The 12,633-nt window shown below is 69.2% G+C and carries 14 protein-coding genes and 1 pseudogene; 7 read left to right on the top strand and 8 right to left on the bottom strand.

Going from position 1 to position 12,633, the window contains the following annotated elements; translation table 11 throughout:
• Positions 1–821: 821 nt before the first annotated feature.
• A complete protein-coding gene (locus tag BMY74_RS35845; protein WP_143091844.1) occupies positions 822–1,412 on the bottom strand; it encodes a DUF7711 family protein in 591 nt (196 codons plus the stop codon).
• A gap of 10 nt (positions 1,413–1,422) precedes the next feature.
• Between BMY74_RS35845 and BMY74_RS47050 the strand changes: the two genes are divergently transcribed.
• The 4 genes and pseudogenes from BMY74_RS47050 to rnhA all read left to right on the top strand — a co-directional run.
• A complete protein-coding gene (locus BMY74_RS47050) occupies positions 1,423–2,370 on the top strand; it encodes an amidase family protein (RefSeq protein WP_089923699.1) in 948 nt (315 codons plus the stop codon).
• Positions 2,367–2,687 carry a hypothetical protein gene (locus BMY74_RS35835; RefSeq protein WP_089923695.1) on the top strand — a complete coding sequence of 107 codons (321 nt, stop codon included), beginning with the start codon at positions 2,367–2,369 and terminating at the stop codon, positions 2,685–2,687. The genes BMY74_RS47050 and BMY74_RS35835 overlap by 4 nt, the downstream gene beginning before the upstream one ends.
• Positions 2,688–2,743: 56 nt before the next feature.
• Positions 2,744–3,121 (top strand): DUF1801 domain-containing protein, encoded by a 378-nt coding sequence (locus BMY74_RS35830; RefSeq protein ID WP_218159855.1) that lies wholly within the window; start codon positions 2,744–2,746, stop codon positions 3,119–3,121.
• 11 nt (positions 3,122–3,132) lie between these two features.
• Positions 3,133–3,570: pseudogene (rnhA, locus tag BMY74_RS35825) on the top strand (ribonuclease HI); the annotation flags it as partial.
• A 520-nt stretch (positions 3,571–4,090) separates the two neighbouring features.
• Here rnhA and BMY74_RS35820 read toward each other — a convergent pair.
• A complete protein-coding gene (locus BMY74_RS35820; RefSeq protein ID WP_218159854.1) occupies positions 4,091–5,221 on the bottom strand; it encodes an aminotransferase-like domain-containing protein in 1,131 nt (376 codons plus the stop codon).
• An 85-nt stretch (positions 5,222–5,306) separates the two neighbouring features.
• Between BMY74_RS35820 and BMY74_RS35815 the strand changes: the two genes are divergently transcribed.
• Together BMY74_RS35815 and BMY74_RS35810 are read left to right on the top strand one after the other, a co-directional pair.
• Complete coding sequence (locus BMY74_RS35815) at positions 5,307–5,618, top strand: ArsR/SmtB family transcription factor (protein WP_089923684.1); 312 nt, start codon at positions 5,307–5,309, stop codon at positions 5,616–5,618.
• A 3-nt stretch (positions 5,619–5,621) separates the two neighbouring features.
• Positions 5,622–6,503, top strand: coding sequence for an SRPBCC family protein (locus BMY74_RS35810; RefSeq protein ID WP_245786542.1), 882 nt, complete (start codon positions 5,622–5,624; stop codon positions 6,501–6,503).
• A gap of 46 nt (positions 6,504–6,549) precedes the next feature.
• Here BMY74_RS35810 and BMY74_RS35805 read toward each other — a convergent pair whose 3' ends face one another.
• From BMY74_RS35805 to BMY74_RS35790, 4 genes are all read right to left on the bottom strand, one after another.
• On the bottom strand, positions 6,550–8,133 hold the full coding sequence (locus tag BMY74_RS35805) for a toll/interleukin-1 receptor domain-containing protein (protein ID WP_089923678.1): 1,584 nt from the start codon (positions 8,131–8,133) through the stop codon (positions 6,550–6,552).
• Between the two features lie 283 nt (positions 8,134–8,416).
• A complete protein-coding gene (locus BMY74_RS35800; protein ID WP_177230089.1) occupies positions 8,417–9,280 on the bottom strand; it encodes a helix-turn-helix domain-containing protein in 864 nt (287 codons plus the stop codon).
• A 172-nt stretch (positions 9,281–9,452) separates the two neighbouring features.
• The gene (locus BMY74_RS47045) at positions 9,453–9,632 is read right to left on the bottom strand and encodes a DUF397 domain-containing protein (protein ID WP_089923672.1); all 180 of its coding nucleotides are present in this window, start codon (positions 9,630–9,632) and stop codon (positions 9,453–9,455) included.
• A 117-nt stretch (positions 9,633–9,749) separates the two neighbouring features.
• A complete protein-coding gene (locus BMY74_RS35790) occupies positions 9,750–10,577 on the bottom strand; it encodes a hypothetical protein (RefSeq protein ID WP_089923667.1) in 828 nt (275 codons plus the stop codon).
• Positions 10,578–10,622: 45 nt separating this feature from the next.
• On the opposite strand from BMY74_RS35790, the gene BMY74_RS35785 reads away from it, so the two are divergent.
• Entirely contained in the window at positions 10,623–11,327 is a 705-nt protein-coding gene (locus BMY74_RS35785) for a class I SAM-dependent methyltransferase (protein ID WP_089923664.1), read from the top strand.
• On the opposite strand, the gene BMY74_RS35780 is transcribed toward BMY74_RS35785, so the two are convergent.
• Positions 11,324–11,536 (bottom strand): hypothetical protein, encoded by a 213-nt coding sequence (locus BMY74_RS35780; RefSeq protein ID WP_089923657.1) that lies wholly within the window; start codon positions 11,534–11,536, stop codon positions 11,324–11,326. The genes BMY74_RS35785 and BMY74_RS35780 overlap by 4 nt on opposite strands.
• Before the next feature lie 28 nt (positions 11,537–11,564).
• Positions 11,565–12,626 (bottom strand): DNA polymerase IV, encoded by a 1,062-nt coding sequence (locus BMY74_RS35775; RefSeq protein ID WP_089923653.1) that lies wholly within the window; start codon positions 12,624–12,626, stop codon positions 11,565–11,567.
• Between the last annotated feature and the right edge of the window lie 7 nt (positions 12,627–12,633).

Genomic DNA, 12,633 nt, shown 5'->3' with positions numbered 1-12,633 from the left:
GCACACGTGACAAGCTGGACCAGGCGATCGGGAATTCCTTCCTCAGCTCGGCAGCCGTCTGGTCGAGGAACTCCTTCATGGACGCCTCGTCGGGGAACTTCGCGTAGAGGCAGTACACCTGCACGTCCGCGCCGTCCCCGCCGAACCTGAACAGGTTCGATTCCATGGATCGACCGCGTTCCCGAATGCCGCGCAGCACGTTTCCGAGGCTCTGCGTGAACTCGTTCGCCGCCCGAATCGGGACGGGAATTTCCTGTGGGCCTGCTCAGCACAGCCGACCTGATGTCGAGCATCAGGCCATAACCTATGCGGACGTGCTCCCGCTGCGCCTCCCACAGATCGCCCCGCGAGTCTTCGCCGAACCACAGCTTGCGACGCGTTTCCACGATCGCGGACATCTGCTCGGTCAGGCCGACCAGCTGGTCGACCACGCGGTCCAGGTCCGACTCGTCCACCGCCAGCAGGAGCCTGCTCCTGCGCCCGTTCAGCCCTCTCCTGGGCCAGCTCGACCGCTCGTTCCGAGGCACGCAGCTTTTCGTGCTCGAGGTTCCGCTGCGCGGTGAGCGTGCGCCGGGATTGGTAGATCGCCGCGGTGCCCGCCACCAAAGCGCCCACAACCGCAGCCAGCGCGGGTATCCAGACAGCGGGTGTCATCACGTCAAGCTGCTCAGCACAAGCCCGTGCACCAGGTCAGAACGCCACGAGGTGCCGGGCCTTCGTGCTCGTTCGGCGCGACCATTCGGACGCCATTGTGGAATGACCGGCGCAACACCTTTTGTCGCCGTTCTTCGGCGCGTGTCAGGATCGCCCCGCAAAGGGGGTCACGAGTGCCGGTTCAGCGCGTCGAGCAGGTCCAGGTAGCCGGTGGTCGTGCGCCACAGGGCGTCCGAGTGCGGGGTGAGCTTGCCGGGGCTCCACCGGCGGTCGGTGTACTCCTGGTTCACCCGGCGCAGAGCACGCAGGCTCACGTCGAGCTCGTCCGCGATCCGCTCGCGCAGCTCGTCCTGGGTGGGCGCCGGGGTCCTGACCAGCTCCCCCGTGCCGTCGTTGACCGCGACGAGCGCTTCCTCGTTGATGCCGTCCGCCGCGCTCCACAGCAGCGCGGGGCGTTCGACGCGGTGGTTCCACACCGGGGCGTCCTTCGAGCGCCAGCGGGCGTCGAACGGGTTGCGCGACAGCCTCGTCGAGTTCGCCCAGTGCTCGGCGCCGACCGGCTCGGTCATCCACGGCACCTCGTCCACCGGCAGGTCGGTGACCAGGGCGACCTCGATGACGTCGACGTCGCGCGGCACGTCGAGCAGGTCGCCGAAGACCCACAGCTCGACCACCTGGAACCGGAAGAACGAGGCCGGCACGTCGCCGCACTTCTCGGCGAGTTCGGCCAGGTGGTGCACAGCACGAGTCCACTTCACGCGGTGGATCATGCCTGACCGGGTGCACGAGGCGTTGGCGCGCCTGGCCGTCGTCGAACCCGTGCTGTGCGCGTTCCACGAGGTCTTCCGGACCTTTCCCGAAGTCGACCCCGCGTCGCCGTTCGCCGGCATGCCCATCGCCGTGAAGCGCGGCGAGCGCAGGAGCCACCGTGAGGCACTCACGGCCATGGGATGCGTACCAATCGGACTGACCACCACGCCTGACGGCAGCACCCCTTGGCAGACGTGGGGCCGCAACTCTCGCGGCGTCACACGCAACCCGTGGAACCTCGACCGCACACCGGGCGGTTCGTCGGCGGGTTCGGCCGTCGCGGTGGCGTCCGGCGTCGTGCCGCTGGCCACGGGCGTCGACGGCGCGGGCTCGATCCGCGTCCCGGCCGCGTGGTGCGGAGTGTTCGGTTTGAAGACCACCTCCGCCGAACGGGCCGCGGTCGGCGTCTTCACCCGCGATCCCGCCCTGCTCGCGACCTACCTCGGCGTCACGGAGGTCAGCTCGCCGACCGCCGTCTGGTCCGCGGACCTGGGCTTCGCCGAGGTCGACGACGAGCAGGCGGAGATCGCTCGGCGAGCGGCCGCACCCCTGCGCCCGAGCCCCGTCCCGCTGGCGCTCCGGGACCCCGCGGACGACTGGTTCGCCGGCCGGTGCGGCCCGAATCCCGAACTGGACGCGGTGTTCGGCACCGCCGACCTGCTGCTCACGCCCACGACGCCCGGCCCGCCCCACGGCCACGACGGTCCGGGTTCGCGGATCAACACCGCGCTGACCTGGGCGTTCAACCTCAGCGGGCATCCGGCGATCAGCATCCCGGCCGGGTTCGACTCCGAGGGCCTGCCGGTCGGGTTGCAGGCGGTGGCGCGGCACGGGCGCGAGGCCGACCTGGTGGCCGCGGCGGTGTTGACCTCCAGCGCGGTGGAGGTTGCACCCTGGCCGCCATGAACCTCCTCGTGCGCGCTGAACACCAGGCGCTCTGGTTGTGCTTCGAACCGTGGGCCAACCAGCACACGCTCCTGCCGGGAAACGCCGTGGTGGTCCGGTTCCCGCCGGACACCGCGGTCGAAGTGGCGCACCACCTCGACGGCATGACGTTCTTCAGCCTCGGCCCGCACCCCGACCTCTACGCGGAGGACGGGGAAGCCGTGGAGATGTACAGCGAGTACATGCCGGTCTGCCCGGCCGACCTGCCGATCGCGGCGCTCCGGCACGTCATGGAGATCGTCCCGCCGATCCGCGACGAGCCCGACCGCCTCAACTGAGCCTCAGCGCGGACAGCACGATGTCGAAAAACGGCGAGGGGCTGCGACATGAGGTCATGGACCCACGCGTAGACGCTTACATCGCCGGCCTGCCGGAGTGGCAACAGGACATCTGCCGCGAAGTGCGCAGGCTCGTGCACGAGGCCGACCCGGACGTCGAGGAGACGATCAAGTTCACGAACCGGCCGTACTTCGTGCTGGACGGCAACGTCTGCGCGTTGCTCGGCACCAAGGACCACGTGAACGTGATGCTCTACGACAAGGCGGCCGTGCCGGATCCCCACAACATCATCACGAGCGGCCACGGCAACAAGACCGCGCGCATGATCTCCGTGTACCGCGACCAGCCGATCAACGCGCCGGCGCTCGTCGAGATGTTCCGCCACATCATCGCGAACAACCGTCGGCGGAAGGCTGTCGGACCTCGTCGGTAGCCTCATGCCGCATGGAGGTCGAGATCTACACCGACGGTGCGTGCAGCCCCAATCCCGGTCCGGGCGGCTGGGGTGCCGTGCTGCGCTACGGCGAGCACGAGAAGGACATGTACGGCGGTGACATCGGCCCGACGACGAACAACCGCATGGAACTGATGGCGCCCATCGCGGCGTTGGAGAGCCTCACGCGCCCGTCGACCGTGAAGCTCTACACGGACAGCACCTACGTCCGGAACGGCATCACCTCGTGGGTGCACGGCTGGAAGGCGAACGGCTGGCTCACGAAGGCCCGCGAGCCGGTCAAGAACTCGGACCTGTGGCGCCGCCTCGAAAAAGCGGCAAACCGGCACGAGGTGGAGTGGCACTGGGTCAAGGGCCACGCGGGCCACCCGGAGAACGAGCGCGCCGACCGCCTCGCCGTGCGCGGGGTCGAGGAGGTGACGGGCCGGAAGACCGAACAGCCCGGCGCGAAGCCGAAGAAGGCGGCCAAGCCCCGGCAGCCGCGTGAGCTGAGCGGCCAACCGTGCGGCGCGCCGACGAAGAAGGGCACGCCCTGCCCCATCACGGCGGGTGCGAACGGCCTCTGCCACGTGCACGACCCGGCGCTGCAGTGCGGAGCCCTCACGAAGAAGGGCTCGCCCTGCACCATCGCGACCGGCGGCGGGCGCTGCGAGTACCACCAGGACGCGATGGAGCTGTTCTCCTAGGAGCCGCGCGGGTTGGTCACGCGCATCACGGTCGACCGCGTAGCGGGCGTCGGCCCCTGGGCGTCATAGCGGCTCGTAGTACGAGTGCACCGCGGGCTGGCCCGTGTAGTTGGGGCCGACCCGGTCGTCCGCACCCGCGCAGGCGAACGGCAGCCGCGGCCGAACAGGCTGTGGTCGCACGGACGCCGGACATGTCGAAGTTCGCCACGAGCCGGCCTCCGGGAGCGAGCCAGGAAGCGGTGTGGACCAGCAGCCCGCAGGCTCACAGCAACACCTTCGCGAGACGCGCCATGCCCTCGCCGATGTCCGCCACCGTGTTGGTGGTGAACGACATCCGGAACGTCGCGTGGTCCGGTGTGGTCGCGAAGAACGCCGCACCGGGCACGAACGCGACGTCGTGCCGCAGCGCCTCCTGCAGCAGCACGGCGCTGTCCACGGCTCCGGGCAACCGCAGCCACACGAACATGCCGCCGTCCGGGTCGCTCCACGTCGTGCCGGACGGCACGGTGGCGGGGAGCGCGGCGATCATCGCGTCGCGGCGGGCGCCGTACTCGTGGCGCAGGCGGGCCACGTGGGCGTCGAGGTCGTTGTGCGCCAGGTAGTTCGCGGCGGCAGCTTGGTCCACTGTGGACGTGTGGAGGTCGGCCGCCTGCTTCACGATCGTGAGCGTGCGCAGCAGGTCCGCGGGGGCTCGCAGCAAGCCCAGGCGCATGCCGGGGGCGCCGATCTTCGAGAAGCTGCCCAGGTAGATCGTCCTGTCGCTGAGCGATGCGAGCGGCGGGACGGACGGGCCGCGGTAGCGCAGCTCGCTGTACGGGTCGTCCTCAACGATCCACAGGTCGTGCGCCGCGGCGATCTCCGCGATCTCCACCCGGCGGGCGGCGGAGAGGGTGCGGCCGGTGGGGTTGGCGAACGTCGGCACGAGGTAGAGCAGGTCGGGCTTCTCGGCGGCCACCACGGACCGCAGTGACGACGGGACGAGGCCGTCGGCGTCGCTCGCGACCGGCACGATGCGGGCGCCGGTCATGCGGAAGCACTGCAGTGCGGCCAGGTACGTCGGCTCCTCCACCGCCACGACGGCGCCCGGTCCGAGCATCGCCGTGGCGACCAGGGCGAGCGCCTGCTGGGAGCCGGTGGTGATCAGGACGTCCGAAGTGGGCAGTCCGAGGCCCGTCAGGCGCGCGGAGACCAGAGCGCGCAGGTCCGGATTTCCCTCTGTGGGCGCGTACTGCAGGACCGACGGCTCGCGCAGCGCGAGGTCGTAGGCGGCGCGCAGGCCGTCCAGGTCGAACAGTTCAGGGGCGGGGAGGCCACCTGCGAACGAGATCACCTCGGGGCGGGAGGTCAGCGCGAGCAGGTCGCGCACCGGGGAGCTGGCCACGGGAAGCTGCATGATCCGCACGCTAATCCGCACCCGTCGCGCTCCCAACGCGTTTTCCCACGTAGCGGACATATGCCAGTTGAGCTATATTGCCGTCATGGCATCTACATTCGCGGTGCTGGCGGATCCGAGCCGCCGGGAGATCCTCGACCTGCTGCGGGAACGGGAACGGCCGGTCGGTGACCTCGTCGACCGGCTGACGCTCACCCAGCCGACCGTCTCGAAACACCTCAAGGTGTTGCGCGAGGCCGGGCTGGTCGAGGTGCGCACCGACGCCCAGAAGCGCTGGTACCGGGTGTCGCCGGGGCCGCTGGCGGAGATCGACGCCTGGCTCGCGCCCTACCGCCGGATGTGGGAGAAGAGCCTCGACGCACTGGAACGACGACTCGACGAGATCGAAGGGGACTGACCCGTGGACGCCGAACTGCGGATGATCGAGGGCAAGCCCGTGCTGCGTTTCGAACGCAGGCTGCGGCACTCGCCGGACAAGGTCTGGCGGGTCGTCACCGATCCCGCCGAGATGAAGCACTGGTTCCCGGCCGAGGTCGAGGTCGACGGACGCAGGATGCGCTTCACGTTCCCCGACGAGGCACCGGTGGACGCCGACGGCGGCGAGGGCGAACTGCTCGAGTCCGACCCGCCCAAGGTCTTCGCCTTCCGCTGGCTGAACGACGTGCTGCGGTTCGAGATCCTGCCGAACGACGACGGCTGCCTGCTGGTCTTCACCGCGGTCGTCACGAACAGGCTTTCCGTGGGCCGCGACGCGCCGGGCTGGACCACCTGCCTCGACGCGCTGGTCGCCCACGCCGACGGCACGGAGTTCGAGCCACCGACGGAGTGGCTGTCGCGCATCGAGCACTACGTCCGGCTTTTCGGCCTCGACGAGGGCACCGACGAACCCGGCGGCGTGCGCTTCGAACGCGATCTGGTGTGGACACCGCTGGACGACGTCTGGAAGGTCCTCACCGAGGGCGACGAGTCCGGCGTGCCGGTCCGCGCCGCACATCCCGGCATCACACCGGGCGAGGTGACGAGGTCCGAAGCGCCGAAGCTCCTCGAGTACGAGTGGCTCCAGGACGGCGAGCCGAAGGGCAGGGTGCGGTGGGAGTTCGAGCACGTGCCGTTGCAGGGCACCACGGTCACGCTCGTGCAGGAGAACGCCCACGGACCGGAAGCGCTCGCGGCGTGGCACGTGCACATGGAGCTGTTCTTCGCGGCCACCCAGGGCGAGATCCGCTGCCCGTGGCCCGAGGATCGCGAGAAGGAACTGGTGCGGCGCTACGCCAAGGGCTGACGATCAACGTGAGCGCGGCCGTCGCGCGACGGCCGCGCCCGCGAAGTCAGGCGTGCTGCACCCGGTCGACGAGGCAGGCCCAGTCCGGCACGCACCGCCGGCCCGGCCGTCTCGTCGTCCGCAGTTCGTGTTCCAGCACGGCCAGCCGCCGCTCGCGCGGGTCGGGCGCGAGGTCCTCCAGCCGCAGCACGTCGGACGTGCTCAGGCGGAAGCTGACGAGCTTGGTCGAGTCGAGCTTCGCGATCGACCACCAGCAGGTGGCCGCCGCGTAGTCGCAGCCGAGCCGGCGGAACTGCTCCTCGGCGCCGAGCAGGTCCCGCAGCGCCTCGGACTTCTCGCGCGTGGCGAGCAGCAGGTCTGCCCGCACCTGCCGGGACCTCGCCACCACCTCCGGGTACTCCGCGGTCGCGATGACGTTCGAGACGAACTCCTTGCCCTCGTTGTACTTCCGCGCCGCGAGGCACAACCGCGCCTGCAGGACGCTGACCCAGTGGTACGGCTCGGTGCCCGGAGTCAGCAGGCCCTCGGCCACCCCCGCGCTCTCCCACGCCGTCGTCAGGTGGTCGCGTTCGCCCGTCATCTCGTGCAGCAGCAACTGCTTCTCCGCGTGCAGCGAGGCGCACACCCCGACCTCCTCGCTGGTCTGACCGCAGATGGAGCGGAACTGCGTCGTCGCGAGGATCAGCAGGTGCTCTCCTCTGCGCAGGTAGAAGTCGCGGTCGTACGGCAGGGCCTCGGCCGCCATGTGCAGGTAGACGCGTGCGTGCACGCGCTGGCCGCGGGCGGCCGTGTACAGGTCGCGGTACTTCTTCGCGATCTGCGTCCCCTCCTCGGCCACCGACGCCGCCTGGCTGAAGCGGTGCTCCCGCAACAGGTGCCACGCCTTCCCCGAGACCAGCACCTTCGCCATCACGGACTCCTCGCCCTTGAGGGGCAACGTCGACGACAGCGTCTTCAGGCACACCTGCGACAGCCGGCTGACCAGTCCGACGTCCCCGTGGGCCTTGGCCACACCGACGACCGAGTCGAACGCCCTGGCGATCTCGAGATCGCCCTCCCCCTGCTCCACCAGGTCCTGCGCGAGCCGGTAGGCCAGCGCGGACGACGGCGGATGCGCCTCCAGGGCCGCCAGCACCACACGGCTCCGTTGCACCCCTTGTTCCACAACCATCACGTCACCCCCGTTCCCCTCCTCGAGCGTGCCGAGGCTGCGCACCAGTTCCTCCACACCGTGCAACGTGCCGGGGTCGAACCGGTGGATCACCAACTGCTGCAGCACGGACGGCAACGCGTTCGCGTCGGCGTCCGGCGGCACCACCGGCACCACGGCGACCCCGTCGGCACCGCGGTGGTGGTAGATCTTCTGCCGCACCAGTCCCGCCTCGTAGCGCACTCCCCTGCGCTCCATGAAGTCGTTGGACTCCAACGCTTTGACGTAGTCGTCCGACACGATCACCAGCACCGTGCAGTCCCGGACGGAGGTCTCCATCCAGGCCGGGATGGACAGCGGGCGGACGTCCGGCAGGTCGCCGTCCCAGACCACGTCGAACCCGCGGGCGCGCAACGCCCCCACCACCGCGGACGCGGCCGGGCCTCCATCGCTACTGCTGTAGCTAACGAATATGGCCATCGCAGCGACCTCTCCCGTGATGAGCTACGAGGGGGTGGACGCTATTTCTGGTGGCATTGCTCATGGTGCGCCTCCTGCGGGTGTGATCGCGCGCCGGTCGGCGACGACCGGTGCGGCGAGGAGCAGTCACCCGAACGGGACCTGGATGGCGGCACTCATCTGGGCACGAACGTCATAGGCTTGCCTACGGCGACATCGCCTCGCCTCATGGGACTGGGGTTCGGTTGTGGGTTGCCATCGGGCGGGCGGCTGTTGGCGCAGCCACCCGCCCTGCCTGTGCGGTTCAGGCCCCTCCTAGCTCCTCGAGTCGTCGGTCGAGCAACTTCGGCGTCTCGCTGGCCGGCAGCGCGAAGTTCTCGAGCTGGTAGAAGTGGTTCAGGTACTCCTTGAGGTCCGGCCCGGACGTCTGGATCTCGTCGCGGCCCGGGAACTCCAGCAGCAGTGCGAAGTCCTCCTCCCCCTCGGAGAACTCCAGGATCGAGAACGACCCCTTCATCGACGGGTGGATCCCGGCGGCGAAGGGCAGGATCTGGATTCGCATGTTCGGGAGCTCGCAGACCTCCCTCATCCGCAGCAACTGCTTGCGCAGCACGTCCTTTCCACCGATCACCCGGTGCAGCACGGCCTCGTCCAGGCAGAACACGATCTCCGGTCCGTCCGACTCCAGCAGCACCTGGCGGTGCATGCGGATGTCGACACCCCGCTGGGCCCGAGCACCCGACTGCCCGAACGCCGTCACGAGTTCCATCGCGTACTCCGGGATCTGGATCAGGCCCGGGACGACGTTGAGCTGGCACTGGCGGATCCGGATCGCGGACGCTTCCAGCTCGACGTACTTCGCGAACTGCTCGGTGAACGAACCCCGGTACTTCTCCATCCACTCCGACTTCGACTGCCGGATCGCCCTGGTCATCCCCACGAGCTCGGCGACGCGGGCGTCGTCCCGCACCCCGTAGTGGAAGAGGAGGGCCTGGACGTCGGTGACCGAAATCTTGTTCTCCCCCTTTTCGATCCTGATCAGCTTCGACACGGACCAGTCCATCGCGTCGGCGACGGCCTGCTGACTCAAGCCGAGCGAGTCCCGCGTCTGCCTCAACTCCGTGAGCAGTCGCTTCTGCAGTACGACGGGACTTTCCTTCCGGGGCAACGCCCCTCCTCCCAGAACTTGCTAGGTAGCAGAATGGTAGACCCCAATTAGAGGTCCTCCACAATGCTTGGCCACCAATTGACCAATTTCAGGAGGAGGGATAGCAGGCTGAAGCGCCGCAGATCAACTTCGAGGCTCCATCCGGGTGGATCGCATCACCCGTTCGGTCACTTCACGAACGAACGAAGCCCAGGAACGCACGCCAGCCGAACCACGGGACCTCCAGCCGCTCGCCATCGCGATCTTTGGAGTCCCTGATCCACACCACACGACCGTCACTCGCGCACTCGACACAGTCGGGGCTGCCGTCCTTCGTGTAGGTGCTGCGTTTCCACGTGTGCTCCGCCGCCATGGTCGCCCTCCCGGCAAGGTCCCCGACCCGACAAGGCCACACCTGAGCGTAGATCCAGAAAGTTGACCGATCTACCGCCAGAGGTCGCTTACTAGAACCTGTTCCTCTCGCGTGGAATCAGAGCGTGGCGAAGCGGTCGACACCGATGCCGCTGATCAGCAGCCGCTCCTTGCGGTTCCCCGTCAACCGCGCCGTCCAGTCCACGAATCCGCCGTCCCCGATCTCCACCCCGTCGCGGAACACCTTGAAGCACAAGCCCTTGTAGTACCCGGTCCGACGCGACGGATAGGCGGGAAGGTCCCCGCGCACCACCTCGAACCGCGGATCCAGCACCGTCACGCGGAACTCGACATCCCCACAGGCCTCACGAAGAAACGCCACGTGCTCGGCGAAGTGCTCGCGCTCGAAGGCGAGCGAACCGCGGTCGCGGCCGGCGGACACCGCCGCGAACAACGAGAAGTGCGCGAACCTCCCGGCGCCGCTGAACATCTGTGCGCGCACCACGCGTTGCACGGCGGCGAGGCGGACGTCGTCCGGCCCGGACTGCCGCAGCAGCGCGGCTTCCAGCGCCAGCGCGTTCGTCGGGTCGGCGGCGACCTCGGTGCCGCGCATGGTCGACACGACGTTGTTCTGGTCCATCAGGGCGACGGCGGAACACGTGCCGAGGGGTGCCACGGGAGCGAGGCCCAGCACGGAGAACGACGGCGGCAGCGCGGCCAGCAGGTGGTCTTCCGCCGCTCGCAGGACGGAGAACGGCACCGACGAAGGCGCCACGAAGCGGTCGGTCCGGTACTGGCGCAGCACGTCCGGTCCGGACAGGGCCTGGGCACGCCGGCGCGACAGCGCCAGCAGCAAGCTCGTCAGGTCGCTGCCGGACAGGCCGGCGAGCCGGTCCAGCACCTCCTCGCCGCCCACGGACCGCAGCACCCTCGCCAAGACACCCATGCCTGCCATGATCCACGGCAGCGCGAACGGATTAGGGTCGCAACCGTGAGCGAGGGCGAACTGTGGGGGCGCAAAGCAGCCGAGCGGGCGGCGCTCGGTGCGAGGATGTCCCTGCCCGCCTGGAAGACCGCGATCGAACGCACCGGCGTCCGAGAAGGCACGACGGTGCTCGACCTGGCGTGCGGCAGCGGTGAGTTCTGCGCCCTGGCGGCGGAAGCGGGCGCGAAGGCCACCGGGATCGACCTCTCCCGGGCCATGGTCGAGGTGGCCAGGAGCAGGAGCACCGCCGAGTTCCACGAACTGCCGCTGGGGCGGTTGCCCTGGCAGGACGGCACTTTCGACGTCGTCACGGCGTTCAACGCGCTGTTCTTCGCCGACGACCCCGACCTGGCGTTCGCCGAGGCGGTCCGGGTCAGCAGGGACTACGTGGTCGTGTGCCAGTGGCATCCCCGCGAGCGGAGCGATCTGCTCGTGGTCGGCCGGGCCGTGCGGGGGCCGAGCGCGCGCAAGGGGGCGGAACTGCCCGAACCGCACGAAGAACTCACGATCGACATTCCCCAGGTTCACGCCGACGAGGCCACGATGCTGCGCAGCTTCCTGAGCGTGGGCAGCTATCAGCGCATCATCGACAACGAGGGTGAGGAAAAAGTCGTGGAGAAAATCAGGGCCGCCGTTGAACCGTTCCGAACTCCAGACGGTGGCTACCGGTTCTCGAACAAGTACCTGATGTCGGTCTTCCGCAAGCGTTAGGCCGCGAGGACCTCGTAGCCCGCGGTGGTCAGCGCGGCCGGGCCCGGACGGGTGCTGATCAGGCCCGCAGTGCGCAGGCGGAGCCCGGCGAACTGGTCCGCGCAGCACAGGCCGTCGACCAGCAACGCGCTTCCGGCGATCTCACAACGGCCCTCGGCGACCGCCCTCAGAACGGCGCGGTCGCGGTGTGTCAGCGATGAGTCGGTCATCTTCTTCTCCCAGCGGTGAATCCTCTACTTACAGATACGTCGAAGAAGAAGGCTTCGGTTCGACATCATCGTCAGAGAATTCCGCGCGCACTCCGAGAAGACGTACGGCCCGGCCGTGTTCGAAGCGGTCCAGCACGACCAGAGCGGCGGCGGCCAGCTCGTCGGCGGACGACGTCGGCGCGGGCAGCTTCATCAGCCGCACCTTCGTGAAGAACGGCACGAACCGCACCTTCACGCCCACGCGCACGGCCGGTCGTCCCTCGGCGACGACGTCGTGGGCCACCTGGTGCGCCAGCGCCACGACCTCGCGGCGGATGTCGTCCATCGACGCCAAGTCCTGCTGGAACGTCTTCTCGTGCGAACGGGACTTGACCACCCACGGCGTCGCGCTCACGACCGTGTCGCCCGCTCCCAGAGCGACAGAACGGTAGTACGGGCCCATCCGCGGGCCGAACCGCGCGGCCAGCACGTCCTCGGACGCGGACGCCAGGTCGGTCACGGTCACGAGGCCCAGCTCGGCGAGCTTCTTCTCGGTCTTCGAGCCGATGCCCCACAGCGCCGATGTCGGCCGGTGCCCCATCACCTCGACCCAGTTGTCGCGCGTGAGCCGGAAGACGCCGGCGGGCTTGCCGAACTCGGTCGCGATCTTGGCCCGCAGCTTGTTGTCGCCGATGCCGACCGAGCAGTGCAGGCCCGTCGCCGCCAGCACCGCCGCCTGCACCGACCGCGCGAACGCCACCGGGTCGTCCGCCGTCACGCCGACGAACGCCTCGTCCCAGCCCATCACCTCGACGACCACGGGGAACGAGCGCAGCACGGCCATCACGTCCGCCGAGGCGGCCTCGTACAGCGCGTGGTCCACCGGCAGGTAGACGGCGTCGGGCAGCTTCTTGAACGCGGTCCGCAGCGGCAGGCCCGAGCGCACGCCGAACTCGCGCGCCTCGTAGGACGCGGTGGCCACGACCGCGCGCTCGGTCGGGTCGCCGTTGCCGCCGACCACCACGGGCCTGCCGCGCAACGACGGGTCGCGCAGCACCTCGACCGCCGCGATGAACTGGTCGAGGTCCACGTGCAGGACCCAGTCCGCCATGCTGGAC

Origin of the sequence: Lentzea albida (assembly GCF_900111005.1) — a bacterium.
Lineage (GTDB): Bacteria > Actinomycetota > Actinomycetes > Mycobacteriales > Pseudonocardiaceae > Lentzea > Lentzea albida.
This window is presented reverse-complemented; position numbering and strand designations above follow the sequence as displayed.